We start from the raw sequence: 24,696 nt of genomic DNA, 5'->3' as shown, positions 1-24,696 counted from the left end.
CTGACGCGGTGGTTGGTCCTCACGGGCCGCCACCGCTTTTTTGTGGACGAATGGCTTGCGCAATGTGGGTTAGAGGCCAAGCCTTTGGGCTGGGGAATGTTCCCCGGACTTGAAGGAGAAACCTCATGACCGAACTACGTCAACGCATGATGGACGCGATGGTGCAGCGTGGCTTTGCACAGCGCACCCAAGAGACCTATGTGCAAGCCATCCGCCGCATGGCCAAACACTACCGGCGCGACCCCGCAAGCTACACCCCTGAAGAAGTGCAGGCCTACCTGCTGCACATGGTCAAAGAGCGCAAGCTCTCCTACAGCAGCATGAACCAGGCAGCGTGCGCTGCGCAATTCCTGTTCCAAACGGTCTTGGGCCATGGGCGCGAACAGTTCCACATCCCCTTTGCCAAAGTCCCCGCTCGCCAACCCGAGCTGTTGGGGCGCGAAGAAATCTCCCGCCTGTTCGCTGGCTGCACCCACCCCGGCAGACGCGCACTGCTGCAAACCATCTATGCCACGGGCCTGCGAGTGTCCGAAGCCTGCGCTTTGAAGGTCAGTGACATCGACAGCGCACCAGACCGCATGTGTGTGCGAGTCGCTAGTGGCAAAGGAGGCAAGGGCCGCTACAGCATCCTGAGCCCTACGCCGCTGGAGGTCTTGCGCCAATACGCGCGTACCTACCACCCCAAGACCTGGTTGTTTGCGGAATCCACAGGCAAGCGCCCCATGTTTGCAGAGATGGCCCAGCGTGCCTACCGGGCAGCCAGCGCACAAGCCGGTATCACCAAGACCGGCGGCATCCACACCCTGCGCCACTGCTTTGCGACCCACCTGCTCGAAGGCGGCGTAGACCTCTACACCATCCAAAAGCTTCTGGGCCACACCCACATCGCCACCACCGGGCGCTACTTGCACCTCATCAGCCCGCAGTTCAAGCCCCCCAAAGACACAGACCCGCTGGACCTGCTGGCAGGCCTGCGCCATCTATAGCCTGACTCCCACCACGTCAGTACAGCCATGGCTGCCACCGTGGCCCAAGTACTGCGCCACTTTGGTGCGCAGTACCTGGCAACCCACGCCCTGAACACCCCCCAGGCCAAAGCCTGGCGGGGCATCGTTGCCTGCCGCACCGCCGCGCTGGGCGGGCAACAGCTGGCCTGTGATGCCTGCGAGCACCGCCACTGGCAATACCACTCCTGCCGCAACCGCCACTGCCCGCAATGTGGTGCCCGCGCCAAAGACGCCTGGCTGCAAGGCAGACTGGCCGAGCTATTGCCTGTGCCATACGCCCATCTGGTATTCACCTTGCCGCACAGCTTGAATGGCTTGTACACAGCGCACCCGCGCTGGGTCATTGACACCTTGTTTGCCTGCACGGCACAGACGCTGGCGGAGTTTGCGGGCAATGCGAGGTGGATGGGGACCCGTGATGGCACGCCAGCCTTCAGTCTGGTGTTGCACACCTGGACGCAGGACCTGCGCCTGCATATCCATGTGCACGCCGTCATGGCCTGTGGGGTGCTGGCAAAGGATGAGGGCAATGGCTGCCAGTGGCGCACCCCCACGCGCAAGCCCGACTTCCTGTTCCCTGTACAGGCACTCTCCAAGGTGTTTCGGGGCAAGTTCTTAGCCGCGTTGACACACACCCATGACAGGGGCGACCTACCCCATGACCCGCAAGGCCAAGCCCAAGCCTGGCGAGACAGGCAACGTCAGCTCTACCGGCACGACTGGGTGGTCTATGCCAAGACGCCGATGGGTGGGCCTGCACAGGTGCTGGAGTACCTGAGCCGCTACACGCACCGCACCGCCATCAGCAACGAGCGCATCCGCGCCATCAGTGCCGAAGAAGTCGCCTTCACCGTGCGCAGCAACGACCAAGGCGGCAAGCGACTGGAGCGATTACGCGGCGTGGAGTTTGTACGCCGCTTCCTGCTGCACGTGCTGCCAAGCGGCATCAAACGCATCCGTCACTACGGGGTCCTGGCCCCAGGCTGCAAAGCGGTCAAACTCAGTGCCGCCCGGCTGGCCTTGCATATGCCGACACAGAGCCCACAGGCCATGGAGTCGGCCCAAGGGTTCATGGCACGCGTGGCCCAGATGGATGTGGGGCTGTGCCCGTGCTGCAAGCTGGGGCGACTGCAAGTCATTGCCGTACTGGTGGGGCAAGCCAGCTTGCCTGTGCCCGCAGATGCAGTGGCACAACACAGTCGAGGGCCGCCGTGAGTCGGGTTGTACGCCTGGGTTTGCAATGGCGGCTGCATGGGCTGGGTGAGGTGCTGCGCGCTGTGTGGGGCAGGCCAAACCGGCGTGACGAGATACGCCTGCAAGGGCCGAGTTGCCTTGTGAACAACGCCCGTTGCACCCGATGTTGCCTGCTCGACATCACATAAAGTCCGGCCATAATCTGATGCAACAAGGCGGGTGAAGCTTACAAACCCCTATCGCGACTGCCTCAGCAGGCGGTTCAGTCCAACATGGTTTATCTGCCGCAGGAGGTGATCTTGGTTTCTACAGGCTTGGCCTCGCGGCAGATAAACGCTGATCGTTCGTTCTAATTCATCGTGGTATGCCCTAAACTCGCAACGTAAATAAGAGCAGGAACAATTGGGAATGGGCGTTCAAGCTACCGTAGTTTTCACCGATTTGCACGGCAGTACCGGGGTGTTTGAATCGTTGGGGAATGCTCGCGCCACGGAATCTGTCACCCAAATCACGGCGTGGATAGCCAATGAATCTGAGCGACATGGCGGTCGTTTGGTAAAAACGTTGGGGGACGGCGTCATGCTCGTTTTTTCAGACCCTAGTCGCGCTGTATCTGCCGTCGTCGAAATTCAAAGGCTGCATCACAAGAGGACGATGCGCCAGCAGTCCGATCTACGTTTACCAATTCGAATTGGCTTGGCTTCTGGCGAGGTTGAAATGGTGGCAGATGACTGTTATGGGGATGCTGTCAATGTTGCGTCACGTTTGTGCGATCTTTGTGGTCCCCACCAAATCTGGGCTAGCGCGAACGCCCTGGATTCGGTTCTCGAAGTACGCGGTAGTAATTTCCGAATGCTCGGTCCGATTCACATTCGCGGGCGCGCCGAACCATGTAATGTGTTTCAGATCGAATGGCGTGAGGAAGAGCCCTCTGATTTCTTGACGATGCAGGCCCAGTTGAATCCAGATGATCTCTTGGGTTCTGAAGATGCCTTGGGCCGTGAGGTCGTGCTCCAGTGGATGGATATCGTCAAGAGTTTTAAATCGTTTGAGTTGCCCATTCATATTGGGCGCGTCAAGAATGTTGAGTTTGTTGTCAACGATCCTCGAGTTTCGCGGACTCACGCTCGCCTGGAATGGCGCAATGGATGTGTGATGTTCGTGGATGTAAGCAGCTACGGCAGTTGGGTTAGATTTTCTGAAGCAGGTGGAGCCGACGTTTTATTGCGTAGAGAGGAGTGTGTGTTGCATGGCAAGGGTGAATTGGCTTTGGGCGCATCGTTTTCTGACCTCAGCGTTCCAACTGTTGCATTTACGATTCGATAGGCAATATTGACTTTTGCGACAGACTAAGTTTACATAATATACATCGTATAAAGTACACTTACCGCAGAGGAAAGATAGACAAAGACGTGTCGGGGCTCCACTGGAAGACACCGCGCCATGCTCTAGTGCTTTCCATCGCTTCAAAACGATGTACCGCCAGATGGGCTTAGACCGCACTGCAGCCGCGAAGCTTCTTCACGTCTCCGAGCGCACTTTGCATAACTGGGAAACTGGTGTGCACGAGATACCGTACAGCGCCTACAAGCTCCTGCGCCTGCTGGGCCACACCGAGCTGCCCGGTGCATGGTCCGGCTGGCACATTGCAGCCGGCCAGCTCTGGTCCCCCGAGGGCCACGGCTTCAAACCCGCCGATTCGTCCTGGTGGTCGGCGCTGTGCCGCCGCGCAGCGCTGTTTCATGAGCTGGCACGGGAAAACCAGCAGCTCAAGCAGCGGCTGCGGGAGCTGGCTCCGGCGACGACGGGGGCCGACGGCAAGCGGAGCGCGGCGGCCACCGGCGATGCTGGTGCCGAGAGTGAAGTGCTAGTAACACTTCACCTTAGTGCCAAAAAGCACACCGCCCCGGTCAGTAATTGCCCCGCCAGAGTCCGGTACAACCTGCCCAAATCACTGTTTACAACCACAGTAAAAGGGGGCAAGGCATGAGAACCAATAGCGAGCACTACCGGGCTTACAAAGCCCGCAAACGCGATGGCCTCCAGACCGTCCAGCAGCAGCTGCGGGAGTTCTTCGCCGAGGCCTTGATTGAGGCATTCACCGATCAGGTGCTGGCCGAGGCCCACCAAGTGGGCGGCTGCTGGCCTACCGGGCGCGAGGCGCAGGCTGCGGTGCAGCGCGTGGGCGGCCTTGCGAGCGAGGTAGCGCAGGACTGACGGCCCCAGTACCCGGCCTACAAAAAAGTGGTCCCTGCAAGCGCGGCAAACGCTTCAGGGACCGTGACCAGCGCTGATGAAGGCAACGCCAATGGCCACGATTCTACGCACTGACCCGGTTACCGCCAAGGGCAGCGGCGCGCGCCGGGCTTGGGGTATGGGGGGCACCCCCATGGCCTGCAGGAAAGCAGGCTTACCAAACATAAGGGGTACCCGCACGCCCTGCCCCGTGGAGCCTGTGCCTGCACGCCCAAGTGCTGCACCGCGTAAGGGGCGCGGCCTGCAGCTGCCTAGCTTCGCGGGCGGGGTCTATGTCTGCAAATCCGCCTCCTCGCGCCCTGTAAAACGGCTGTTTACAGCGGCGCACACTCCCTTTTTTTATAGCAAAAAATGAAGGTTCTTCGATGGTTCCAGACGCATACACTTGTATACATCGCATGAAGTGTTTCGCGGATTCTTTACCATGTTCCTTTCAAGCGCCGGCCTCGTATAAAGGCAGCAATGATCGCTGTGGAATCAGATTTTTTTACGCGTTCGGAAAAGTCTATGGCTGTTAATCCCAAGTCATTCTTAATCGTCGGGTCTGCGCCAGCTTCCAGCAACATCTTGACTGCAGAAGCGTTGCCATACATTGCGGCCATCATCAACGGGGTTGTCCCGTTTGGCGAAGCTGCATCGATATAAGCATGTTGCTCCAGCAATAGCTGCATCACCGGAATATGACTTTCGGTTGCGGCGTAATGCAGTGGTGTCCAGCCCGGTTTGTTCACGTCTGCATCGCGTTCTATGAGCTGCGCACATATTTCAAGATAACCGCGCAAAGCAGCCAGCATCAAAGGGCTCTCGTCTTGAGCATTGCGAACTTCAATTTTGAGGTCTGGATGGCGGATTAACGTATCAGCGGCTTGAGGGGCAGGAACTTTCAATGCCACTAGAAGCGCCGGAACGCCTTTGGGATTGGGGGTGTTGGGATCAAAACCGCGCTCCAGCAGCTGTGCAATCACGATCGCATTGTCTGCCTCAAGTGCAGTAAAAAAGTCTTCATAAGAACCCGCCCTTGCAGCACTAAGCCCAACAAAAACAAATAGATATAAAGATTTTCTAAACCAATTTCTCATTGAATATTTGGTTTAAACAGGGTGTCAAAATTCGCACTTGTGGTGTGCGCTATCGTTTCCACATCGCAGGCTTTAAGGGTCGCCAATGTTTGCGCGACGTAGGGCACATAAGCCGGATTATTGGTTCTCCCACGGTAAGGGACTGGAGCGAGATAGGGGCTGTCCGTTTCAATCAACAGGCGCTCCATAGGAACCAACGCTGCCACATCGCGAATGGCTTGGGCGCTTTTGAAAGTCAGGATGCCAGAAAAAGAGATATAAAACCCGAGATCCAATGCGGCTTTTGCCACAGCTGCATCTTCTGTAAAACAATGGAAAACACCGCCCGCGCACCCTACCCCGCCGGTCTCACCTTGTTCTCTCAACAGTGAGAGGGTGTCTTCCGAGGCATTGCGGGTGTGGATGACCAAGGGCTTTTGCAAGAGGCGTGCCGCCTGAATATGCCGCCTAAAACGTTCCCGTTGCCATTCCATATCAGCAACAGTACGTTCACCCAAGCGGTAATAATCCAGACCAGTTTCACCTATGGCAAGCACCTTGGGCAAGGAACCAAGGCGCACCAGTTCTTCAACGTTAGGCTCGGTAACCCCTTCGTTGTCCGGGTGAACACCTGCACTTGCCCAAATGTGAGGGGTGGCGGTAGCCAGTGCGTGAACGGCCGGAAACTCTTCCAGCGTGGTGCAGATGCACAAGGCTCGGCCAACCTGGGCCTGTGTCATGGCCACTTGAATCGCAGGCCAATCAGCCACCAACTCCGGGAAAGTCAGGTGGCAGTGGGAATCGGTAAACATGGGGGTCCAACTATCAAAAAGGCAACGGCTCCAAGGCTGCCGGTGCAAGAAACCAGCGTCACACGGTTTGGGTGGGCCGCTCGGATGCCATATGCGCACCCAAGATTTCTTCAATTTTTAACTTGAGCTGTCGCGACTTCTCATCTTTTGGGAAAAGAATGCCGACACCTTGGGTTCTTCCGCCCGACGCTTTGGGCGGCGTGACCCACGCCACCTTGCCCGCAACAGGATAACGTTGCACATCTTCCGGCAAGGACAACAACACGTACACATCATCACCCAACGCGTATTCACGGGTGGTCGGGATGAAAACACCACCTTCCGTGAACATTGGAATATAGGCCGCGTAAAGTGCAGCTTTCTCTTTGATAGAGAGCTGAATAACGCTCGGACGGGCGGTTGCTGGGTTGGTGCTCATGTTTGCTGCTCAATGTCCTGAGTTTAGGGCGGATTGGGCTTGTCCCACAAGCGCCTCGGCCATCAGGCCCGCATTAAATGGATGCTCCATGGTTTTCATAGCGACTGAAAGTGATTTGCTCCATGCGCCGAGTACCTGAATTGATATGCGCAGACTCCCCAAATCCTTGGGTTCGAAGAAGCGTGGGGCCGCGCCGCATTGTTTTGCCATCAGATCATGGCAAAGCTTGTGCTGGGCATCGATAACCTGGGCAGCTGTCCAGTCCTTGACTGATGAAACATCACCATGGGCCATAGCACGTGGGAACGCTGCCCAGGCCAACGGGTTGCGTCCGGACTCGGCAAACATGACAGCATCGGCAGGTCTGCCTCCTGTCGCTTGCAGCAGGAGCCGCGCATGGTTGGCATCCATGCCATGGGACTGCAACCATTGTGCGCCCTGCTCTTCACTCGGCCATACCATGGTGTGGCCGATGCAGCGACTACGGATGGTTGGCAATAGCTGGTGGGCCGATTCACTGGCCAATACAAATCGCATATCGCCAGCGGGTTCTTCCAGTGTTTTTAGCAGGGCATTGGCAGTGATCGCGTTCATGTTTTCCGCTGGAAAGACAACGACGACTTTGCCGCGCCCACGCGCACTCGTACGCTGGGCAAATTCGACAGCGTCGCGCATGGCATCCACGCGGATTTCTTTGCTGGCTTTGCGCTTCTTGTCGTCGATTTCACCCTGCGCCTTTTCGCTCAATGGCCAGCCCAATTCCATCATGGTGGTCTCGGGCATCAGCATGCACAGGTCTGCGTGTGTGCGAACGTCCACGGCGTGGCAGCTGCTGCAGCTTCCACAAGATCCCTGCGAACCAGGGTTCTCGCATAACCAGGTGCGAGCCAATTCCAGTGCCAACGGATATTGGCCCAACCCAGATGGCCCCTGTAGCAACCATGCATGCCCACGTTGCTTGAGCAAAGCTTGCAACTGCGCCTGTATCCAAGGAGCCAAACCTTGTGCGCTTGGCCCATTCATGGAAGCAACACTCCCCGCGACTGCAATGCAGCTCTGACGTCTTGCCAGACGGCCGCGGGGGTCTGGTGTGCCTCAATACGGACAAAGCGTGCGGGGTCGTTTGCTTGCCGGCGCGCGTAGCCCTGGGCGACGCTTTCAAAAAATGCAACCGGTTGTGACTCGAACTTGTCAGGCACGCGGGCACCAGCCAGCCTCTCGGCAGCCACCGCGGGTGGCAAATCAAACCAGACGGTCGTATGGGGCTGTAGCAAACCGCCGTGCCCATGGCTTTGTACCCACTGCTCCAGCTGTTGTAGCACGAGCCAGTCAAATCCACGCCCGCCGCCCTGGTAAGCGAACGTTGCGTCGGTAAAACGGTCGCACAGGACCACATCGCCGCGCTCCAATGCGGGCACGATGACGCGCTGCACATGGTCCCGGCGTGCGGCGAACACCAGCAAGGCCTCGGTCATCGGGTCCATGCTGTCATTGAGCACCATGTTGCGCAGTTGCTCGGCCAATGGCGTGCCACCGGGCTCCCGGGTCAAGGTCAGCGCCCGGCCCTGGGCGCGCAAAGCATCGGCCAGTGCCTGAATATGGGTGGATTTACCCGCCCCGTCTATGCCCTCAAAACTGATGAAAAGTCCGCTCATGCCATCCCTGTGCTCGCGCCCGGCTATTGGCCGCGCTGGTATTTGTTAACTGCTCTATTGTGCGCGTCCAGCGATTCGCTGAACTCGCTGCTGCCGTCCCCACGGGCTACAAAATACAGCGCCTTGCTAGCCGCCGGCTGCACGGCCGCCAACAGCGCGGTTTTACCCGGCATGGAAATAGGGCTGGGAGGCAAGCCCTCCCGGGTGTAGGTGTTGTAAGGGGTATCAGCCACCAAATCGGCGCGGCGCAGATTGCCGTCAAACGACTCCCCCAGACCGTAAATCACGGTGGGATCGGTTTGCAATCGCATACCTATCAAAAGTCGGTTGTTAAAAACCGCTGAAATCAAGCCTTGGTCGCTGGCTCTGCCCGTTTCTTTTTCAATGATGCTGGCCAACACCAAGGCATCTTCAGGGGTCTTCAGTGGCACCTGGGGATTTCGAAGCGACCACGCCGCCTCAAGTTGTTGGTCCATGGCGCGCATGGCCCGTTGCAAAACCGCAATATCGCTAGAACCTTTGGCGTAGCTGTAGGTATCCGGGAAAAATCGACCTTCCGGGTGAAGATTAGGGAGTCCCAGTTGGCCCATCAGCTCTTGGGCACTCAGTGGGGCGCTGTCAGGTTTCAGGTGTTGGGCTTTGCGCAAAGCTTCACGCACTTGTACAAAGGTCCAGCCCTCTACCAAGGTTACATTGCGCAGCGCTTGGTCCCCATTCACGAACTTGTGCAGCAGACTCTGGGGTGTGGTACCTGCTTCCAGTTCGTAACTCCCCGCCTTGATCGCACGCGACTGACCCGAGAGGCGGAACCACCAGTACAAAAGACTTGGGTTCGCATGCACCCCAGCTTCGGCCAGCGAATTTGCCACTTGGCGGGCGCTGGAGCCGGGAGCAATGGATACATCTACGACTGGCGTGTCCAAGTCCAAAGGCGACTGAACCCAGCTATAGCCCACCCCCAGCAACCCCAAAACGGTGAGCACCACCGCAGCAAGAAACAAGCGCACAGCCCTACTTCCAGTCAGTCATCAAGAGCGGAATCATAATTCAGCCATGAGCACCCAGCCTACTCCCGAACCATCCCTTGCCCCCCTGAATGGCGTGACCCGCTTGGACCATCTGGGTGTGATCCAGATCGAAGGGGAAGACGCCGCAAAATTCATTCACAGCCAGCTCACGCAAGACTTCGCTTTGCTGGACTTACACCACGCTCGCTTGGCCGCCTTTTGTTCAGCCAAAGGGCGTATGCAAGCCAGTTTTATTGGGTTCAAGCGCCCGTCAGGAGAGATCCTACTGGTCTGCAGCCGGGACCTGCTGGCGCCCACCCTCAAACGCCTGTCCATGTTTGTAATGCGCGCCAAAGCCCGGTTGAGTGACGCAAGTGAACGCTTCTCCCTCTATGGGCTGACTGGGATTGCTATTAAAACGATAGCTGTTGGCGCAGAATCCGTATGGTCAAAAGCTGATTTTGATACTGAAACCGTCATCAACCTTTATCCGGCAGAGGGGGTTCCGCGCCAGTTGCGGGTAGCCCCGTCCGAGTTGTCGCCACCGACTGGCGATGCGGTGACTTTGGACCATTGGCTGTGGAGCGAGGTGCGCAGCGGCGTCGCAACGCTGACGCAGCCCGTGTTCGAGGCGTTTGTGCCCCAAATGCTGAATTACGAGTCGGTGGGTGGCGTTAACTTCAAGAAAGGGTGCTACCCCGGCCAAGAGGTGGTCGCACGCAGCCAATTTCGGGGCACACTCAAGCGCCGGGCGTTCGTAGTGCACAGCCCCAACGTGTTGCAACCGGGCCAAGAAATTGTCACCGCTGCGGACCCCGCACAGCCCGTTGGAACAGTGGTGCAGGCTGCTACGGCGCCCGGCGGCGGCGCAGATGCCATCGTTTCATTGCAACTGGCAGCGCTGGAAAGCGGCCCTTTGCTCGCCGCTGGCTTCACTTTGCAGCTGCTGCCCCTGCCCTATCCTTTGCTTGAAGACATATAAAGCACTGATTTTCTGCGAGTTGCCGCCACGGGACTGTTGGCTGGATTCATAATAAACACGCCAATCAACGCGTCGGGAAGGGATCGTTTGTTTATGTCAACGCCGCTTAGCAAAGAAGAAGCATTCGCCCGGCTGGGCGCCATCACCCGGGAAATGCACGAAGCGTTGACGGTGTTGGGCGGAAATCAGCTGCATTCGATCGTCGAAGAAATCCCGAATGCCCGTGACCGCCTGGCCTATGTAGGCAAGATGACCGAAGACGCGGCCAACAAGGTACTGACCTTGGTAGAAACAGCCAAACCGGAATGTGATGATTTGGCCAGCCGTGGCGTGGATTTGGGCGAGTCTTTGTCGCGTCTTGCGGCTTCACCGGACATGAGTGTTGACAAAGCACGCGGGCTGATGGTGGTGTGCGGCAAGTTTGCCCACAGCACCGCCAAGTTCGCAGAGGGCCAAGGGGCGGTTCTCAGCGACATCATGATGGCCCAAGACTTCCAGGACCTTTCCGGGCAGGTGATCAAAAAAGTGATCGACATCATCACCCGCACCGAGATGCAGCTGGTCCAGCTGCTGGTCGACAGCTCGCCGCAGGCGCCAACCGCTGGTGGCCGGGATGGCGGCGGTGAGCCTGTGACAGTGGACAACCATGTGCTCGAAGGCCCCCAAACCGCCGACAGTGCGCTCAAACAGGATGATGTAGACGACTTGTTGGCATCCTTGGGCTTCTGATTACGGCTTCAGGGGCAACACCATTTCTCGGTGGGTGATGCCTGCCTCCACAAACACGGGACCGCGAGGGACAAAACCTTCACCGGCATAGAAGCCCTCAGCGCTGCATTGCGCGTGCAGCATGACTTCGGTGTCCCCGCGCAGCAGCGCAGCCTGCACCAGAGCCCGCAACACCTGCAAGCCAAGGCCACCGCCGCGTAGCACCCGATGGGTTGCCATACGGCCGATGCGGGCTACACCCGGCGCATGCACCAGCATGCGGCCGCTTGCCACCACTTGGCCCAGGGTGTTGTGCACCACCGCATGCACAGCGCTGGCATCGGCCTCATCCCATACCAAGGCCTCGGAAATAGCTTGCTCTTCGACGAATACGGCTCGACGCAACGGCGCTATGCGCGCACCCCAAGTCTGCCAGTCACCAACGGCCGTGCAAGTCAAACTCTGCCCGCCAGACTGTGCCGCAAAAGCTAGGCGCAAGGCCTCCGGCACCGGGCGGGCTGTCTGGGCGGCCGGGTCGGCAAACACATAGAGCAGCTCCCCCGATACCAAGAGCACCTCACCCCGGAAAATGCCCCCCTCAAACACCATGGAGGAATTGCCCACGCGGGTGCAGCGCAGACCAATGTGCAACACATCGTCGTAGCGGGCCGAAGCGTGGTACTCCAACGTGGCTTTCTTGACGTACATGTCTCCTCCCAGCATTGCCATGCTCTCCTGGTAGGGCATGGCCAACGCCCTCCAGTAGTCCCCCATGGCGGTGTCCAGGTACATCAGGTAGTGGGCGTTGAACACAATGTGCTGCATATCCACCTCAGACCAACGGACCCGCAAGGTGTGGAAAAAACGAAAGTCGGAGCGTTGCAGTGCCATGGTGTGGGGATCAATGTGTTGAAAATGCGGCGCGCAGCGCACGGGCCGCATCAGCATGTGCCGTGGCTGCCTCAGGAATGGCACGGCCCATCTTGATGAATTCGTGGACCATGCTACGGTAAATTTCCAGGTCTACGGGCACACTGGCCATACGCAGGCGATCTGCGTAAGCAATGCCTTCGTCCACCAGCGGATCGCACTCGGCCAAACCGACCCAGGCAGGGGCTACACCTGCCAGGTCCACCTCAAAACCATCGCTTCCTTTGCCATCCAGGGGGGCAAAACGCCAGTCGTCGCGGTCCGCCGGGGTGCGAATGTACTGCTCAAAGAAGTAGGTGATGTGTGGCTCTTCAATCACAAACCCTTTGGCAAAGGTGTGATGAGAGGGTGTGTTTTGGTGCCCGGCACAACCGGGGTAAAACAAGAGCTGCAAAGAAAGGTCCAAACCTGCATCACGTGCTTCGATGGCGCAAGCTGCGGCCAGGGTGCCGCCGGCGCTGTCCCCGCCCAAAGCGATCCGGGTGGTGTCCCATTTGCCGTCTGTGCCCGCGCCAGCCGCCCACTGCACCACATCCCAAGCATCGTTGTGGGCCGTGGGAAATTTGCTGTCTGGTGCCAGCCGGTAGTCCACCGACAACACTGCACAACCGGCCAGGTGGGCCAGCCGCCGGCACAAGCCGTCGTGGGTGGCGATACTGCCCACGGTAAACCCGCCACCATGGAAATAAATGAGCACCGGCAATGGGCCGGCCAAGGGGGCGTAGTGGCGTACGGGGATGGGGTGACCGTCACGCGCGGAAACAGTGAAGTCCTCTACCCGCGGCAACTTTTGGGTCGGCAACTCCAGCACATTGGCGCCCGCAGCATAGGCCACACGGGCCTGCGGTGCGCTCAGGGCGTGCATGGGCACATGTCCGGCGCGTGCAATACGGTCCACCACACTGCGCATGGCGGGGGTCAGCAGGGCACGCGGATTGGCGTGGGGGTCATGGTGGTGACTCATGGAGACTGAGGTTCTTGCTACATTGTTTCTTTTGATCCTACACGGCAAACACCATGGCCCTCATCTACTACGTGACCCAGATCCAGTTTGAATGTGGTGCCGTGCGACTGCTTAAGCAAGAGTGCGCCCGTGTGGGCATCACGCGACCGCTCATCGTGACCGATCCGGGCGTGAAAGCAGCAGGCATTCTGCAAAAGGCACTTGATGCTCTGCCCAGCCTGACCGTCGAAGTCTTTGACCAGACGCCCTCGAACCCCACCGAAGTTGCCGTCCGCGCTGCCGCCGCGATGTACCTGGCCAAAGGCTGTGATGGGCTCATTGCCGTGGGCGGCGGCTCCGCCATCGACTGTGCCAAAGGCGTGGCCATTGCGGCCACGCACGAAGGACCGCTAGCCCACTACGCCACCATCGAAGGTGGTTCGGTGCGGATTACCGAACGGGTGGCCCCCATCATTGCCGTACCCACCACCAGCGGCACGGGCAGCGAAGTGGCACGCGGCGCCATCCTCATCGTGGACGACCATCGCAAGCTGGGTTTTCACAGCTGGCACCTGGTGCCCAAGACCGCGATTTGCGACCCAGAACTGACCTTGGGCTTACCCCCCAAACTGACCGCAGCCACCGGCATGGACGCTATTGCGCACTGCATGGAAACCTTCATGGCGTCTTCATTTAACCCGCCAGCCGATGGTATTGCGCTGGACGGACTGGAGCGTGCCTGGGCCCACATAGCCCGCGCCACCCAAAACGGCAACGACGTGGAAGCTCGCACCCAACTCATGAGCGCCAGCATGCAGGGAGCCATGGCCTTCCAGAAAGGACTGGGGTGCGTGCACAGCCTGAGCCATAGCCTGGGCGGCGTGGATCCGCGCTTGCACCACGGCACCCTGAACGCCATGTTTTTGCCGGCGGTCGTGGCCTTCAACGCGCAGGCCGAATCGGTGCAGAAGGACCGGCGATTGCAGCGTATGGCGCACGCTATGGGTCTGGGCTCGGCCAGCGATATTGGCGAAGCGATCATGGACATGAATGCCCGACTGGGCTTGCCCACAGGCTTGGCAGAGATGGGTGTATCGGCCACGCAGTTTGACCAGATCATCACCGGCGCAATGGCCGACCATTGCCACAAAACCAACCCGCGCATTGCTACCGCGGACGAATACCGCGCCATGCTCGAGGCCTCCCTGTGAGGGGCGCCCCGCAGTGCATCCGTTTTGTGTTCGGCCTGAAGTAATCGGTATATAAACGCCCCTCAGGGTTGAAACCGATTTCTTGTGTGTGCCCGAAGGCACCAAAGGGTGAGTCACAAAAAGAATGCAAACATTTTCACTACGGGCCTGGATCAGCCAGGGCACCTACCCACGGCTTTTTATGCCGATTTTTGGCATTATTGTGGTGGTGACTTTGGTGCGCTATCACCTCTTGTTTCAGGCTGAGTTGCAGGAGGCCCACGAACTGCGGCAGGCCCAAATCGCCATGATTGGGCACTATTTGCCGCCGGCCTTGGCCAGCACCAGCGTGTATGGCACTGCATCCGAAGTCCAAGCGGCGCTCACAGCGGCGCTGGACTTTCACCCCGAGCTTCAAGACCTGGTGTGGGCCTTCAACGGCCAAACCTTGCAGGTCAGCCAATCTGCCTTGCATCGCCCCCAAGTTCCTCTGTGGTTTGAGACTTTCGCAAGCATCGCGCCGGTGCGCCAGGATTACTCCGTGGTGCTGCCAGATGGATCACAAGCCACGTTGTCTCTGGTACTGGATGGCAAAGCCTCACTAGAGCAAGCCTGGCGCACCATCGGTACCCAGATGCGTATATCGATTGTCAACGTAGTGACCATTCTGGTCCTGCTGACTCTCTTGCTGCGCGCCAATGCACGCATGCTGGCCCGGCTCAACCAAGCGACCGAAAATTTCCGCTCTGGTGCACTGGATTCCCGCATGGAGGAAAAAGGCACGCTCGAAATGCGCGCCGTGGCACAGGCGTTCAACGCGATGGCCGCACAAATACAGACCTTGGTGGGCTCCCTGCAAGCCACTCGGTCTGAACACAGCGAACAACGCCACTTCACCCACCAGTTCATCAACGCCCTGCCCCTGCCGGTGTTTGTGCGGGGGCACGATGGCACCTGTCTGGGTGTCAACAAAGCCTGGGAAGACTTTTTTCACCAACCTGCCAGTGCTGTGGTGGGCGCGCCCTTGCGTAGCGATTTTGTCGCCATGCCGCATGAGCGCAGCCGCAGGCAGCGACGCGCCCTGCCGCGGCAGGAGAACGAAATTTTGGTGAAAGTGGGAGACCACGAAGTACGTGAAATGGCCTACTTCAAGGCGCCCTTCACACTGACCGATGGCAGCCAAGGCGGCAGCATTGGTGCCTTGGTAGATATCACTGAGCGCAAACTTGCGCAGGAAGCATTGCTGGCCGAAAAAGAACGTGCCGTGATCACCTTGTCTTCGATTGCAGACGCAGTTATCACCACAGACGCCTCCGGACGCATAGAAACCCTGAACGAAGCTGCCCAGTTTTTGACGGGCTACTCCATGGAACAGGCCGGCGGATTCAAGCTCGAAGTGCAACGGCTTGTTGATGGAACTGTAACTGGTTCATAAAAACTTCATGGGGCGTCTTGAAGCCCAGGCACTTTCTGGGACGATGATTGAGGCGATCCATGGCAAAGGCAATGTCCTTTTGCTTGATGGAATCAAAGGCCATCTTCTTTGGGAAGAACTGACGGATAAGACCGTTCATGTTTTCGTTGGCCCCGCGCTCCCAGGAGGCATAGGGATGCGCAAAGAAGAAGTCTGCGTTCAGGGATGAGGCCACACGCTCATGCTGCGCAAACTCCTTGCCATTGTCCGTCGTGAGTGTGTGCACGCAATGTGCGAACGGCTGCAACAAGGCAATCATGGTGTCGCCCACGGCTTGGCCGTCTTGAATGGCACGTGGGCGATCAAAGAATAGCGAGAGGTGCGCTCGTTCATCGTCACCAGCGCCTGCTTCTGCCCTGCACCGATGACCAGATCAGCCTCCCAGTCCCCAAATCTGGCGCGCTGGTCCACGATGTCGGGGCGTAGCTCTATCGAGACCTGATTGGGAATGGTGCCACGCCGCTCACGGCCCCCGTAACGCTTCTTGCGGGCCTTTTGGCAGCGTAGCGTCTGGTGCAAAGTGCCACCGCATCGTTTGTCGGCGTAGATCCGCTGATAGATGCTCTCATGACTGACGCCCGGTTGCCCATTGACTTCAAGGTAGCCGCTGATTTGTTCGGGACTCCAGGCAAGGTCAAGTTTGCTATCCACCACGACCCATATCGCATCAGCAATCCTGCGGCCGTTTTGGCAGGCAGACATACGCTCCTGTGAGAGCTGATGGGCTTGCTTGGGGCGGTAGCCGCGCAAACCCCGGTTGCGGCGCAGCTCCCGACTAATGGTTGACTTGTGGCGCCCCATCAGTTGCGCAATGCTACTTTGGTCATGATGGGCTTTGGCGAGGATGGCAATCTGGTAGCGTTCGTCTTGGGTGAGATGTGTATAGGTCATTCAGGGCAACTTTGACTTGGCGGTCGAGGGGCTCGGATGCTCTCACATCTCGCCCACCCAACCGGTTAATTACAAAGTTGCACTTCGGACTTGAATCCGCGGCCCATTCGCAGCCCTTGTCCAAGGTTTTTTTACTGGACCCCGCCTCGCAACCGCTACCGCAAAATTTGCAGGTGACACAACTGCACGAAGTGGATGCTCCGGTACACGCCATCAACCAATTGTTGTTGCACCGGTCGGGCGAGCGGTATGCGGTTGAGTTCACCGCGGCCCCTATCCGCCAAGGCCAAGGCGCCGCGGTGGGATGTGTGCTCGTCTTCCGTGACGTGACCGAAACCCGGGAGCTGCAGCAAAAAATTTCCTGGCAAGCCCGCCACGATGCACTCACCGGCCTCAACAACCGCAACGCCCTGGCAGAGCGCCTTACCCATGCCCTATTCAAGGCGAGAGAGGCGGGACAAATGTTGGGGATCTGTTTGCTGGATCTGGACCACTTCCAGGCCATCAACGACCACCACGGTGACTGGGCGGGCGACCGCCTGTTGAAAGAGGTGGCACAGCGCCTGCTGGGTTGTGTGTCCGATCCGGGAGACGCGGCCCGCCTGGGCGGCGACGAGTTTGTGGTCTTGCTGCGTGGGCAGACCGAATTGGCGCATATCCAGGCCCAGGTGCTGGCTGTGCTCCAGAGCCTGGCCCAGCCATATGCCATTGATGACCTGTTCATCCACTGCACAGCCAGTGCGGGTGTGGCGGTGTTTCCGCAAGACAATGCCAGCCCGGACACCCTGCTGCGCCACGCTGACCAGGCCATGTACCACGCCAAGCAAGCTGGGCGCGGTTGCCTGCATCTGTTTGATGCCCAACAAGACCACGAGGTGCAAACCAATTACACCCGCCTGGCACGCATGGCACAGGCCCTGGAACAAGCGGAGTTTCGCCTCTACTACCAGCCTAAAGTCCATTTGCGCACCGGCGCGGTGGTGGGCGTTGAAGCCCTCTTGCGCTGGCAGCATCCGCAAGACGGGCTGCTGGCACCCGGAGCATTCTTGCCATGGATGGAGCAGACGGACCTGATCGTGGACACGGGCGAGTGGGTATTGCACCAGGCGTTGGCGCAACTGCAGGCCTGGGCGCAGCAAGGCCACCCTTGGGTGGTCAGTGTCAACATCGCAGCGCGGCATTTCCACCGCAAGGACTTTGTGGAGCGCTTGCGCGAATTGTTGGCCGAATATCCGGCGGCCCCCGTCCGCTTGCTGGAGCTGGAGATTCTGGAGTCAGCCGTGTTGCAGGACATCCAGCACATGCGCGAGGTCATGCAGGGTTGCCAGGCGCTTGGCGTGTGTTTCGCACTGGACGACTTTGGTACCGGTTTTTCTTCGCTTTCTTACCTCAAACGCCTGCCGGCAGAGACCATCAAGATCGACCGCATGTTTGTGGACGGCATCTTGGACGACCCTGAAGATAGCACCTTGGTCAGCGCCATCGTGGCCTTGGCCAATGCGTTTGAACGCAGTGTGATTGCCGAGGGCGTGGAGACGCCAGCCCAAGCGCACAAACTGCTGGCCTTGGGGTGTGAGCTTGGCCAGGGCTATGGCATCGCCAAGCCGATGCCTCCGCAGGACATCGCCATCTGGGCGGTAGCTTATGCGGGGTTTGATGTGGCCGCCTAGCGCAAGCGGCTGGCCAGGGCGGGAGACAGACTGCCCAAAAAGCCCTCCACCGCTTGGGTGTAGTTTCCAGGCAGTCCCAGTTGCTCATTGATCTCGCCGTGGCTCAAATCCTGGGGTAATACTTGGGCTCTCACGCCCAGCCGGGTGGCTTGGGCTGCAAAGTCCCGGGCTTGCCCGCACGACTCTTCCCGCCGGCTGGAACACACGGCCAACAAAGGCTTGGCCCCGGCATGCAGCTGCTGCAGCGGCGAGGTGGCATGCCAAAACGCCGGGTCGGTACCAAAGGCTGGGTTGTAGAGCCGGTAATGTTTGCGCTGCATGATGGAGGCGACATCGAGGGCGGCACTGTCCAGCGCCACCGTACCCAGCCAAGGTTTGGCACCCGCTTCATTGCCCAAGGTCGCAGACGCTGACAGCAAGGCCACCAGATGGGCGCCAGCAGAGTGGCCCATCAAGACAAACTGTTGTGGGTCCGCGCCCCAACTGGCAGCCAGCCCTTGCGCCACGGCCAGAGCTTGGGCCACATCGCGCACCTGGTCCAGCGGGTCGGCCTCGGGCAAGAGTCGGTTGTTGACCGATACAAAAACCAAGCCTTTGGGTAACCAGCGCGCTGTTTTGTTGTCCACCACGCGCCCCATGCGCTTGTCACCAGTGCGCCACCCACCTCCATGCACCATAAATATCACGGGGGCGGGGCCGCTTCCCTGCACTTGGGGTGGCAGGTACACGTCCATGCGTTGTTTTGGGTCGTTGCCATATGGCACGTCACGCAGTACTTTGCGTCCGGCAGATACGGTGGAGGGTGATGGTTCCGCGCCATAGGGGGTCTCCATCAGCTGCTCGGCCGAAGCGCCCTCTTGTGTGGCCGCACGTCGCTCCTTGATGCGGTCCAGCAGTGGCCCAGCAGAGGCCGCACTGCCCACGAACATCAGTGCGGCTACCAGGGCGGTGGCAAAGGGGTTTGCAGCATGGGCATTCATAAAGGGCGTACCAAGTTCATGTCAGGCTTGTCCAGCCAGGCGATGAACTCGTCCACCATCTGCTGGCTCGCGCGGGTGGCGGCAGTCCATGCCTTCACCCGTGCAGCCAGATCATTGCCGTAGTGCGTAAAGTCTGTGCGGTCCGGAAGTTTGCTGTTCGGTAAAGTTTTTACCCACTCGGGGTTGGGCGCCAGCAGCACCATGGTGTCCAAAAAGGTAGTGGCACCGTGGCGCCACTTCAGCCCCTTGTCCAGCCAGCCCGGCACCACGCTTTTTTGGAAGTGGGGGTACAAAACCAGTCCTTTAGCATCAAATTGACCGTCAGGACCCGTGGATACTGCGCGAGCAGCTCCTGTTTTTATAGCATTTTGGGCGCCAGGGTAGTTCAGGTGCAGGTGGTAGTCGGTAATGCCGCCGTCCCAGTAAGCACCCTGGGGCGCACCGGGAATGTTGTGGATGGCTTTGAGCACGAAGGGAATCGAACAACTCGCCTGCAAAGCGGGGTTGAAATTGGCTTCGCTCAAGGCGACCTGCCGCGTGCGGTAGTCGCCGGTGCCAAAAGGCAAGGGAGTGCAGCGCCCCCCCGCGGCGGCAAGCGGGCTGGAAAACACCACCCGCTCCAGCCATGCCCCCATTGCCTTGCGGTGCACGGTGTTGGTCAAAAATGCACCCAGGTAGCCCAATGGGGTGCGCACACCGTGTTCGGTGCGCAGCAGATGGCGCCCGCGGGAGGTGACGATGTGCAGGCGGTAGCGCGGGTGGTGCAGCACCTCGGGCACCCTTCCCCCATAGAAGGCCTGCAGGTTATGGCCAAAAGTTTCACTTACCTGCTCTGCACTCACCCGCTTTTGGCCCGGCGCCAGTTCGTAGTGTTGGTGGATATAGTCGTGCTCCAGCCTGGCAAACGCGGTTGCCGGGTCATTCAGGCAGGCGCTGGCCATGCGCCATGCGCCAATCGATGCCCCCACCAAGTCCACCGGCTGCTGCGAGCGGGTGAGCCAATCACCAAAAATGAACCGGTCCAAGGGGCCCAAAATCAGGCCCTTGGGCCCCCCTGCGGCACCAGGAATGGTGCGAATGTGCGCGGGCTGCAACCCGTTGGCGGCCAACGCCGCCCGGGCCTTGGGGCCCGCGTAGATGTGAAGTGCCTGCATGCTAAAAATTCGATCCGGGAAAACCAACTCGCCGCCGGGTCGATCCAGGGCGAGTTGAGGGCTTGGAGGCGCAGCGGCAACGCGCGGCGGTGGTCATGTGTACGCCGTCCAGTCAAACGGGTCTTGTTGCAAGACCATGTCAATGTCCAAACCCAAGGCCAAACCCACAGATCCGGGAAAGGTGACAGCCAAGCCGCGCTGGCTCAATTTGGCCTCTTTGCCGCGGGCACGCCAGGCCGCCAGGTGGATGACGCCGGCCAACGGCTCGTAAACATGGTTTTCAAAGGGGGCGTACTGGTGTTCCAGCGCGTCCACCATGGGCTGGGGAAACTGCCACATGCGTGCATACCCTGCACCCACGCTGGCATAACAGTAGCCCAGCAATTTGCGCTCGTGGGTGGCGCGGTTCAAGCCCAGTGGATGGACTTCCTCATCGAGTGCCGCCGTGATGTCGGGCATGGCCAGGTGCATGGCCAGCTCACCCACCGCGTGGATGAGGCCGCAGGTAAACGCCGCCTGTTGATTGAGCCGCACCACACCTGCCAAAGAGCGCGAAACGCGCGCCACGTTCAGGCTGTAGTCCCAGAACTGTTGTAACTGGATGCCTGGCACTGCCTTGAGCGAAGCCCCAGTGGCGGCCGCCTGGGCCATGGTGCGCACCTGGTCGAGGTTCAGCAAAGCCAGTGCCTCAGAGACACTGTTGATCTTGCCGGAGAGTTGAAAAGAGGGTGAGTTGGCCAACCGCAGCAACCGCGTGGTCAAGGCCGGGTCGGTACTGATCAATTGGGTGACCTTTTTCAGGTCGATTTCCGGACGCTCCAGCTCATTGAGCAGCAGTGCGACCACTTTGGGAATGCTGGGCAAGTCAAACTGCTGCTCCAGCAATGCACTGAGTTTCATGGACACGGTCTCCTCAACCAACTTTTGGGGATGCACCCATTATCTATGCCCGCATGCCCCGCCGAGTCACAAAAGCGAAACCCCGCAGCAGCGGGGTTTGCAAGGAGGGCAGATGGTATTCAGCGACGCAGTTGGCGCTTGCGGCGTGCCACCACACCCATCAGTCCCAGGCCAGCCAGCAGCATGGCGTAGGTTTCGGGTTCAGGCACTGCACTGATAAAGGCATGGTTGTCGGTCTCAAAGGCATTGTTGGACGCACTAAACACGACCTTGGTGATCACATCGCCGCCGTTGGCTGTCACGCCAAAGTAGCGGGCGAACGTTTGGTCACCATTGGCATTGGCTTTCACCGCGGTGCCGTTGAACGACGCCAGCTGGGTTGTGCCGTTCCAGAATGTCACAGTGTTGTAGGTGTCCGGCGAGCCCCACAGAAAACCGAAGTAGCTCAGTCCGGTGCTGAAAGTCAAGGTGGAGGGGCCTTTTTGGTGGGAACTCGTCCCCACCGATAAGTAGTTGCCGGTAGCCCCGACGGGGCGGGCGGCGGTACCCGAGATCACGTTGGTGTTGTTGAACAACGCACCATCGATATATTGGTAGCCCACACCGGCCAGGGTGCCTTGCAGCAAGGTATCACCGGGCGCAGCGGAGCCCGCCACCGCCTTGGAGTTTTCGCTGTTGCCAGGCGCATCGGTGTTGCCGAAATTGATGGTGTTGGCCCCAGCGACCTGGCTGTAGGCCGTGTTGGTGACCGACGAAGTCAGTGCCGCCTGTGCGGACAGCACGGGAGCCAATAAACCGCAGGCCAACAAAAGGGAGGAAGCTTTGCGCAATGTCATAACAGATCTCTGATAGCGAAGCATTAAACGAACAGCGCACATTGTCTCTTGGGGAGATCAACGCAGCGTAGTCTGACTGGACTATGCCCCTTGCCAAAAGCGGAACTAATTCACACTTTCGGCAAAGGAGATGGGGACCGGCCTAGCGCTTGAGCTTGGCAAACGCCGACGCCATGGCCGAGTTGCCGGAAGGTGCGTTGTCGCGGTAGCTGCCCGCCTGGCGCTCCCCGCGGGCCGGACCTTGGTAACGGTTGTCCCCTGCCCTGTCACCCGGTGCACGGGCTGGTGCCGCGCCAATCTTCATGGTCAGGCTGATGCGCTTGCGCGCCACATCCACTTCCTGCACCTGCACCTTGACGATGTCGCCGGTCTTGACGACCTCGCGCGCATCGTTGACGAACTTGTGCGCCAGCTGGCTCACGTGCACCAAGCCGTCCTGGTGCACCCCCAGGTCCACAAACGCGCCGAACTGGGCCACGTTGCTGACCGTGCCCTCCAAAATCATGCCTTCCTTCAGGTCGGCGATGTCTTCGACGCCGTCGTTAAAGCGCGCCACCTTGAAGTCCGGGCGCGGGTCGCGGCCCGGCTTTTCCAGTTCGGTGAAGATGTCCTTCACGGTGATGACGCCGAACTGCTCGTTGGCAAACAACTCGGGGCGCAGGGTCTTGAGCATGTCTGCGCGGCCCATGATTTCCGCCACCGGCTTACCGGTCTTGGCAATGATCTGTTCCACCACCGGGTAGGTCTCAGGGTGCACGCCCGTCATGTCCAGCGGGTTGCTGCCGCCGCGGATGCGCAAGAACCCTGCGCTTTGCTCAAAGGTCTTGGCGCCCAGACCGGTCACCTTCATCAAATCCTGGCGGCTGCTGAATGCGCCATTGCTTTCACGCCAGCGCACCACGGCCTTGGCCACGGTGCCTGACAGGCCGGACACACGACTCAGCAAGGGCACGCTGGCCGTATTCAAATCCACCCCCACGGAGTTCACGCAGTCCTCGACCACCGCGTCCAGCGTCTTCGCCAGCTCGCTCTGGTTCACATCGTGCTGGTACTGGCCCACCCCAATGCTCTTGGGATCGATCTTTACCAGCTCGGCCAGCGGATCCTGCAGGCGGCGGGCGATGGACGCCGCGCCACGCAGGCTCACATCCACATCGGGCATTTCCTGCGAGGCGAATTCGCTGGCGGAGTAGACCGAGGCACCGGCTTCGGACACGACGACTTTCTCCACCTTGAGTTCGGGCGCGCCGGCTTGTGCAGCCATCTTGGCCAGCAGCTTGATCAGGTCGCCGGCCAGTTTGTCCGTCTCGCGGCTGGCCGTTCCGTTGCCAATGGCGATCAGGTTGACACTGTGTTTGGCGCACAGCTTGCCCAGGGTGTGCAGCGAGCCTTCCCAGTCCTTGCGCGGCTCATGCGGGAACACGGTGGCGGTGTCCACCAGCTTGCCGGTGGCGTCCACCACGGCCACTTTCACTCCCGTGCGGATACCAGGGTCCAGGCCCAGCACCACGCGCGGGCCGGCCGGGGCCGCCAGCAGCAGGTCGCGCAGGTTGTCGGCAAACACCTTGATGGCCACCTTCTCTGCGTCTTCGCGCAGGCGGGCGAACAGGTCGCGTTCGGTTGACAGGCTCAGTTTCACTTTCCAGGTCCAACCCACGCATTTGCGGATCAAATCGTCCGCCGCGCGGCCTTGGTGGCTCCAGCCCAGCTTGAGGGCGATACGGCCTTCGGCCAACGACACCACGGGAGCTGCTACTTTTTTAGTAGCTGCTGGCGCAGTAGCTACGGGGGCTAGAGGCGTATTTGACTCTGGAAGAACCAGTTTGGCGTCCAGAATGTCTAGCGCACGTCCCCGGAACACGGCCAGCGCACGGTGGCTGGGCACGCGGCCAATTGGCTCGTCGTAGTCAAAGTAGTCGCGGAACTTGGCCACGTCAGGGTTGTTCTCGTCCTTGCCCTCGGCCAGCTTGCTTTGCAGCAGGCCTTCATTCCACAACCAGGCGCGCAAGTCTTGCACCAGCACCGGGTCTTCCGCCCAGCGTTCACTCAGAAGATCGCGCACACCATCCAGCACCGCAAACACGGTCGAGAAATCGGGCTGCTTCTCGGCGATTTGCTCCGGCGTGAGTGGAGGTTTGAGGTAAGCCTGCGCGGCCTCGGCGGGCACCAAGGTGGGGTCGGCAAACAACGCATCGGCCAGCGGCTCCAAGCCAGCTTCCTTGGCCAGTTGGCCCTTGGTGCGGCGCTTGAGTTTGAAAGGCAGGTAAATATCTTCCACTTCCTGCTTGGTGGCAGCGTTATGGATCGCGGCCAACAGTATGGGCGTCAGCTTGCCCTGTTCGTCAATGGCCTTGCAGACGGCTTCCTTGCGGTCGGCCAGCTCACGCAGGTACGACAGACGGGTTTCCAGCTCACGCAACTGGATATCGTCCAGCCCGCCGGTCACTTCTTTGCGGTAGCGGGCGATAAAGGGCACGGTGGCGCCTTCGTCTAGCAGGGCTACAGCGGCCTCGACTTGTTGGGGGCGAACCTGAATTTCTTGCGCAATTTGCGCGATGATTTTCTGCATTGCGAAAAATTAGCCAGCCAGTACGGCCAGCAGGGAATCAATCAAGGGCGGGAGTGTGCCAC

At 59.6% G+C, this 24,696-nt stretch carries 23 protein-coding genes and 1 pseudogene; 10 read left to right on the top strand and 14 right to left on the bottom strand.

What is annotated here, in order from left to right; genetic code table 11:
• Window positions 1–125: 125 nt before the first annotated feature.
• The 5 genes from U5O12_RS14265 to U5O12_RS14245 all read left to right on the top strand — a co-directional run bounded on the left by U5O12_RS14265 (window position 126) and on the right by U5O12_RS14245 (window position 4,418).
• Entirely contained in the window at window positions 126–986 is an 861-nt protein-coding gene (locus tag U5O12_RS14265; protein ID WP_322579281.1) for a site-specific integrase, read from the top strand.
• Window positions 987–1,013: 27 nt separating this feature from the next.
• A complete protein-coding gene (locus tag U5O12_RS14260) occupies window positions 1,014–2,222 on the top strand; it encodes an IS91 family transposase (RefSeq protein ID WP_322579280.1) in 1,209 nt (402 codons plus the stop codon).
• A 387-nt stretch (window positions 2,223–2,609) separates the two neighbouring features.
• The gene (locus U5O12_RS14255; protein WP_322579279.1) at window positions 2,610–3,527 is read left to right on the top strand and encodes an adenylate/guanylate cyclase domain-containing protein; all 918 of its coding nucleotides are present in this window, start codon (window positions 2,610–2,612) and stop codon (window positions 3,525–3,527) included.
• 148 nt (window positions 3,528–3,675) lie between these two features.
• Window positions 3,676–4,191, top strand: coding sequence for a VC1465 family Xer recombination activation factor (locus U5O12_RS14250; RefSeq protein WP_322579278.1), 516 nt, complete (start codon window positions 3,676–3,678; stop codon window positions 4,189–4,191).
• Complete coding sequence (locus U5O12_RS14245; RefSeq protein ID WP_322579277.1) at window positions 4,188–4,418, top strand: hypothetical protein; 231 nt, start codon at window positions 4,188–4,190, stop codon at window positions 4,416–4,418. The genes U5O12_RS14250 and U5O12_RS14245 overlap by 4 nt, the downstream gene beginning before the upstream one ends.
• Window positions 4,419–4,876: 458 nt before the next feature.
• Here U5O12_RS14245 and U5O12_RS14240 read toward each other — a convergent pair whose 3' ends face one another.
• From U5O12_RS14240 to mltG, 6 genes are read right to left on the bottom strand one after another with little or no spacing between them, the layout of a single operon-like run.
• Window positions 4,877–5,536 (bottom strand): ankyrin repeat domain-containing protein, encoded by a 660-nt coding sequence (locus U5O12_RS14240; RefSeq protein ID WP_322579276.1) that lies wholly within the window; start codon window positions 5,534–5,536, stop codon window positions 4,877–4,879.
• Window positions 5,533–6,327: a TatD family hydrolase gene (locus tag U5O12_RS14235; protein WP_322579275.1), complete on the bottom strand. Its 795-nt coding sequence runs from the start codon at window positions 6,325–6,327 to the stop codon at window positions 5,533–5,535. Before U5O12_RS14235 ends, U5O12_RS14240 begins: the two co-directional genes overlap by 4 nt.
• Before the next feature lie 58 nt (window positions 6,328–6,385).
• The gene (locus U5O12_RS14230; RefSeq protein WP_105260927.1) at window positions 6,386–6,745 is read right to left on the bottom strand and encodes a PilZ domain-containing protein; all 360 of its coding nucleotides are present in this window, start codon (window positions 6,743–6,745) and stop codon (window positions 6,386–6,388) included.
• A gap of 9 nt (window positions 6,746–6,754) precedes the next feature.
• Window positions 6,755–7,768 (bottom strand): DNA polymerase III subunit delta', encoded by a 1,014-nt coding sequence (locus U5O12_RS14225; protein WP_322579274.1) that lies wholly within the window; start codon window positions 7,766–7,768, stop codon window positions 6,755–6,757.
• A complete protein-coding gene (gene tmk, locus U5O12_RS14220; protein ID WP_322579273.1) occupies window positions 7,765–8,400 on the bottom strand; it encodes a dTMP kinase in 636 nt (211 codons plus the stop codon). The genes U5O12_RS14225 and tmk overlap by 4 nt, the downstream gene beginning before the upstream one ends.
• Window positions 8,401–8,423: 23 nt before the next feature.
• Complete coding sequence (gene mltG / locus U5O12_RS14215; protein WP_322579272.1) at window positions 8,424–9,407, bottom strand: endolytic transglycosylase MltG; 984 nt, start codon at window positions 9,405–9,407, stop codon at window positions 8,424–8,426.
• 46 nt (window positions 9,408–9,453) lie between these two features.
• Here mltG and U5O12_RS14210 point away from each other — a divergent pair, with 46 nt between their 5' ends.
• Entirely contained in the window at window positions 9,454–10,389 is a 936-nt protein-coding gene (locus tag U5O12_RS14210; RefSeq protein ID WP_322579271.1) for a folate-binding protein, read from the top strand.
• 93 nt (window positions 10,390–10,482) lie between these two features.
• Window positions 10,483–11,118, top strand: coding sequence for a protein phosphatase CheZ (locus tag U5O12_RS14205; RefSeq protein WP_322579270.1), 636 nt, complete (start codon window positions 10,483–10,485; stop codon window positions 11,116–11,118).
• On the opposite strand, the gene U5O12_RS14200 is transcribed toward U5O12_RS14205, so the two are convergent.
• Both U5O12_RS14200 and U5O12_RS14195 read right to left on the bottom strand, forming a co-directional pair.
• Complete coding sequence (locus U5O12_RS14200; protein ID WP_322579286.1) at window positions 11,119–11,982, bottom strand: YbgC/FadM family acyl-CoA thioesterase; 864 nt, start codon at window positions 11,980–11,982, stop codon at window positions 11,119–11,121.
• Window positions 11,983–11,998: 16 nt separating this feature from the next.
• Entirely contained in the window at window positions 11,999–12,991 is a 993-nt protein-coding gene (locus tag U5O12_RS14195) for an alpha/beta hydrolase (protein ID WP_322579269.1), read from the bottom strand.
• Window positions 12,992–13,044: 53 nt separating this feature from the next.
• On the opposite strand from U5O12_RS14195, the gene U5O12_RS14190 reads away from it, so the two are divergent.
• The gene (locus tag U5O12_RS14190; protein WP_322579268.1) at window positions 13,045–14,181 is read left to right on the top strand and encodes an iron-containing alcohol dehydrogenase; all 1,137 of its coding nucleotides are present in this window, start codon (window positions 13,045–13,047) and stop codon (window positions 14,179–14,181) included.
• 124 nt (window positions 14,182–14,305) lie between these two features.
• On the top strand, window positions 14,306–15,595 hold the full coding sequence (locus tag U5O12_RS14185) for a PAS domain-containing protein (RefSeq protein ID WP_322579267.1): 1,290 nt from the start codon (window positions 14,306–14,308) through the stop codon (window positions 15,593–15,595).
• Here the strand turns inward: U5O12_RS14185 and U5O12_RS14180 are convergent.
• A pseudogene (locus tag U5O12_RS14180) lies at window positions 15,546–16,525 on the bottom strand (IS30 family transposase). The gene U5O12_RS14185 and the pseudogene U5O12_RS14180 overlap by 50 nt on opposite strands.
• A 173-nt stretch (window positions 16,526–16,698) precedes the next feature.
• On the opposite strand from U5O12_RS14180, the gene U5O12_RS14175 reads away from it, so the two are divergent.
• Window positions 16,699–18,195, top strand: coding sequence for a putative bifunctional diguanylate cyclase/phosphodiesterase (locus U5O12_RS14175; RefSeq protein ID WP_322579266.1), 1,497 nt, complete (start codon window positions 16,699–16,701; stop codon window positions 18,193–18,195).
• Here U5O12_RS14175 and U5O12_RS14170 read toward each other — a convergent pair.
• The 5 genes from U5O12_RS14170 to U5O12_RS14150 form a co-directional block, all read right to left on the bottom strand.
• Complete coding sequence (locus U5O12_RS14170) at window positions 18,192–19,175, bottom strand: alpha/beta hydrolase (RefSeq protein WP_322579265.1); 984 nt, start codon at window positions 19,173–19,175, stop codon at window positions 18,192–18,194. The genes U5O12_RS14175 and U5O12_RS14170 overlap by 4 nt on opposite strands.
• Window positions 19,172–20,329, bottom strand: coding sequence for a phospholipase (locus U5O12_RS14165; RefSeq protein ID WP_322579264.1), 1,158 nt, complete (start codon window positions 20,327–20,329; stop codon window positions 19,172–19,174). The genes U5O12_RS14170 and U5O12_RS14165 overlap by 4 nt, the downstream gene beginning before the upstream one ends.
• A gap of 93 nt (window positions 20,330–20,422) precedes the next feature.
• Window positions 20,423–21,229, bottom strand: coding sequence for an HDOD domain-containing protein (locus tag U5O12_RS14160; protein WP_322579263.1), 807 nt, complete (start codon window positions 21,227–21,229; stop codon window positions 20,423–20,425).
• Window positions 21,230–21,348: 119 nt separating this feature from the next.
• Window positions 21,349–22,065, bottom strand: coding sequence for a PEP-CTERM sorting domain-containing protein (locus tag U5O12_RS14155; RefSeq protein WP_322579262.1), 717 nt, complete (start codon window positions 22,063–22,065; stop codon window positions 21,349–21,351).
• 142 nt (window positions 22,066–22,207) lie between these two features.
• Window positions 22,208–24,634, bottom strand: coding sequence for a Tex family protein (locus U5O12_RS14150; protein WP_322579261.1), 2,427 nt, complete (start codon window positions 24,632–24,634; stop codon window positions 22,208–22,210).
• Window positions 24,635–24,696: the final 62 nt, after the last annotated feature.

It is taken from the genome of Rhodoferax sp., assembly GCF_034519335.1.
Taxonomy (GTDB): domain Bacteria; phylum Pseudomonadota; class Gammaproteobacteria; order Burkholderiales; family Burkholderiaceae_C; genus Allorhodoferax.
The sequence above is the reverse complement of the archived record's forward strand: the minus strand, read 5'-3'. Positions and strand labels throughout refer to the sequence as shown.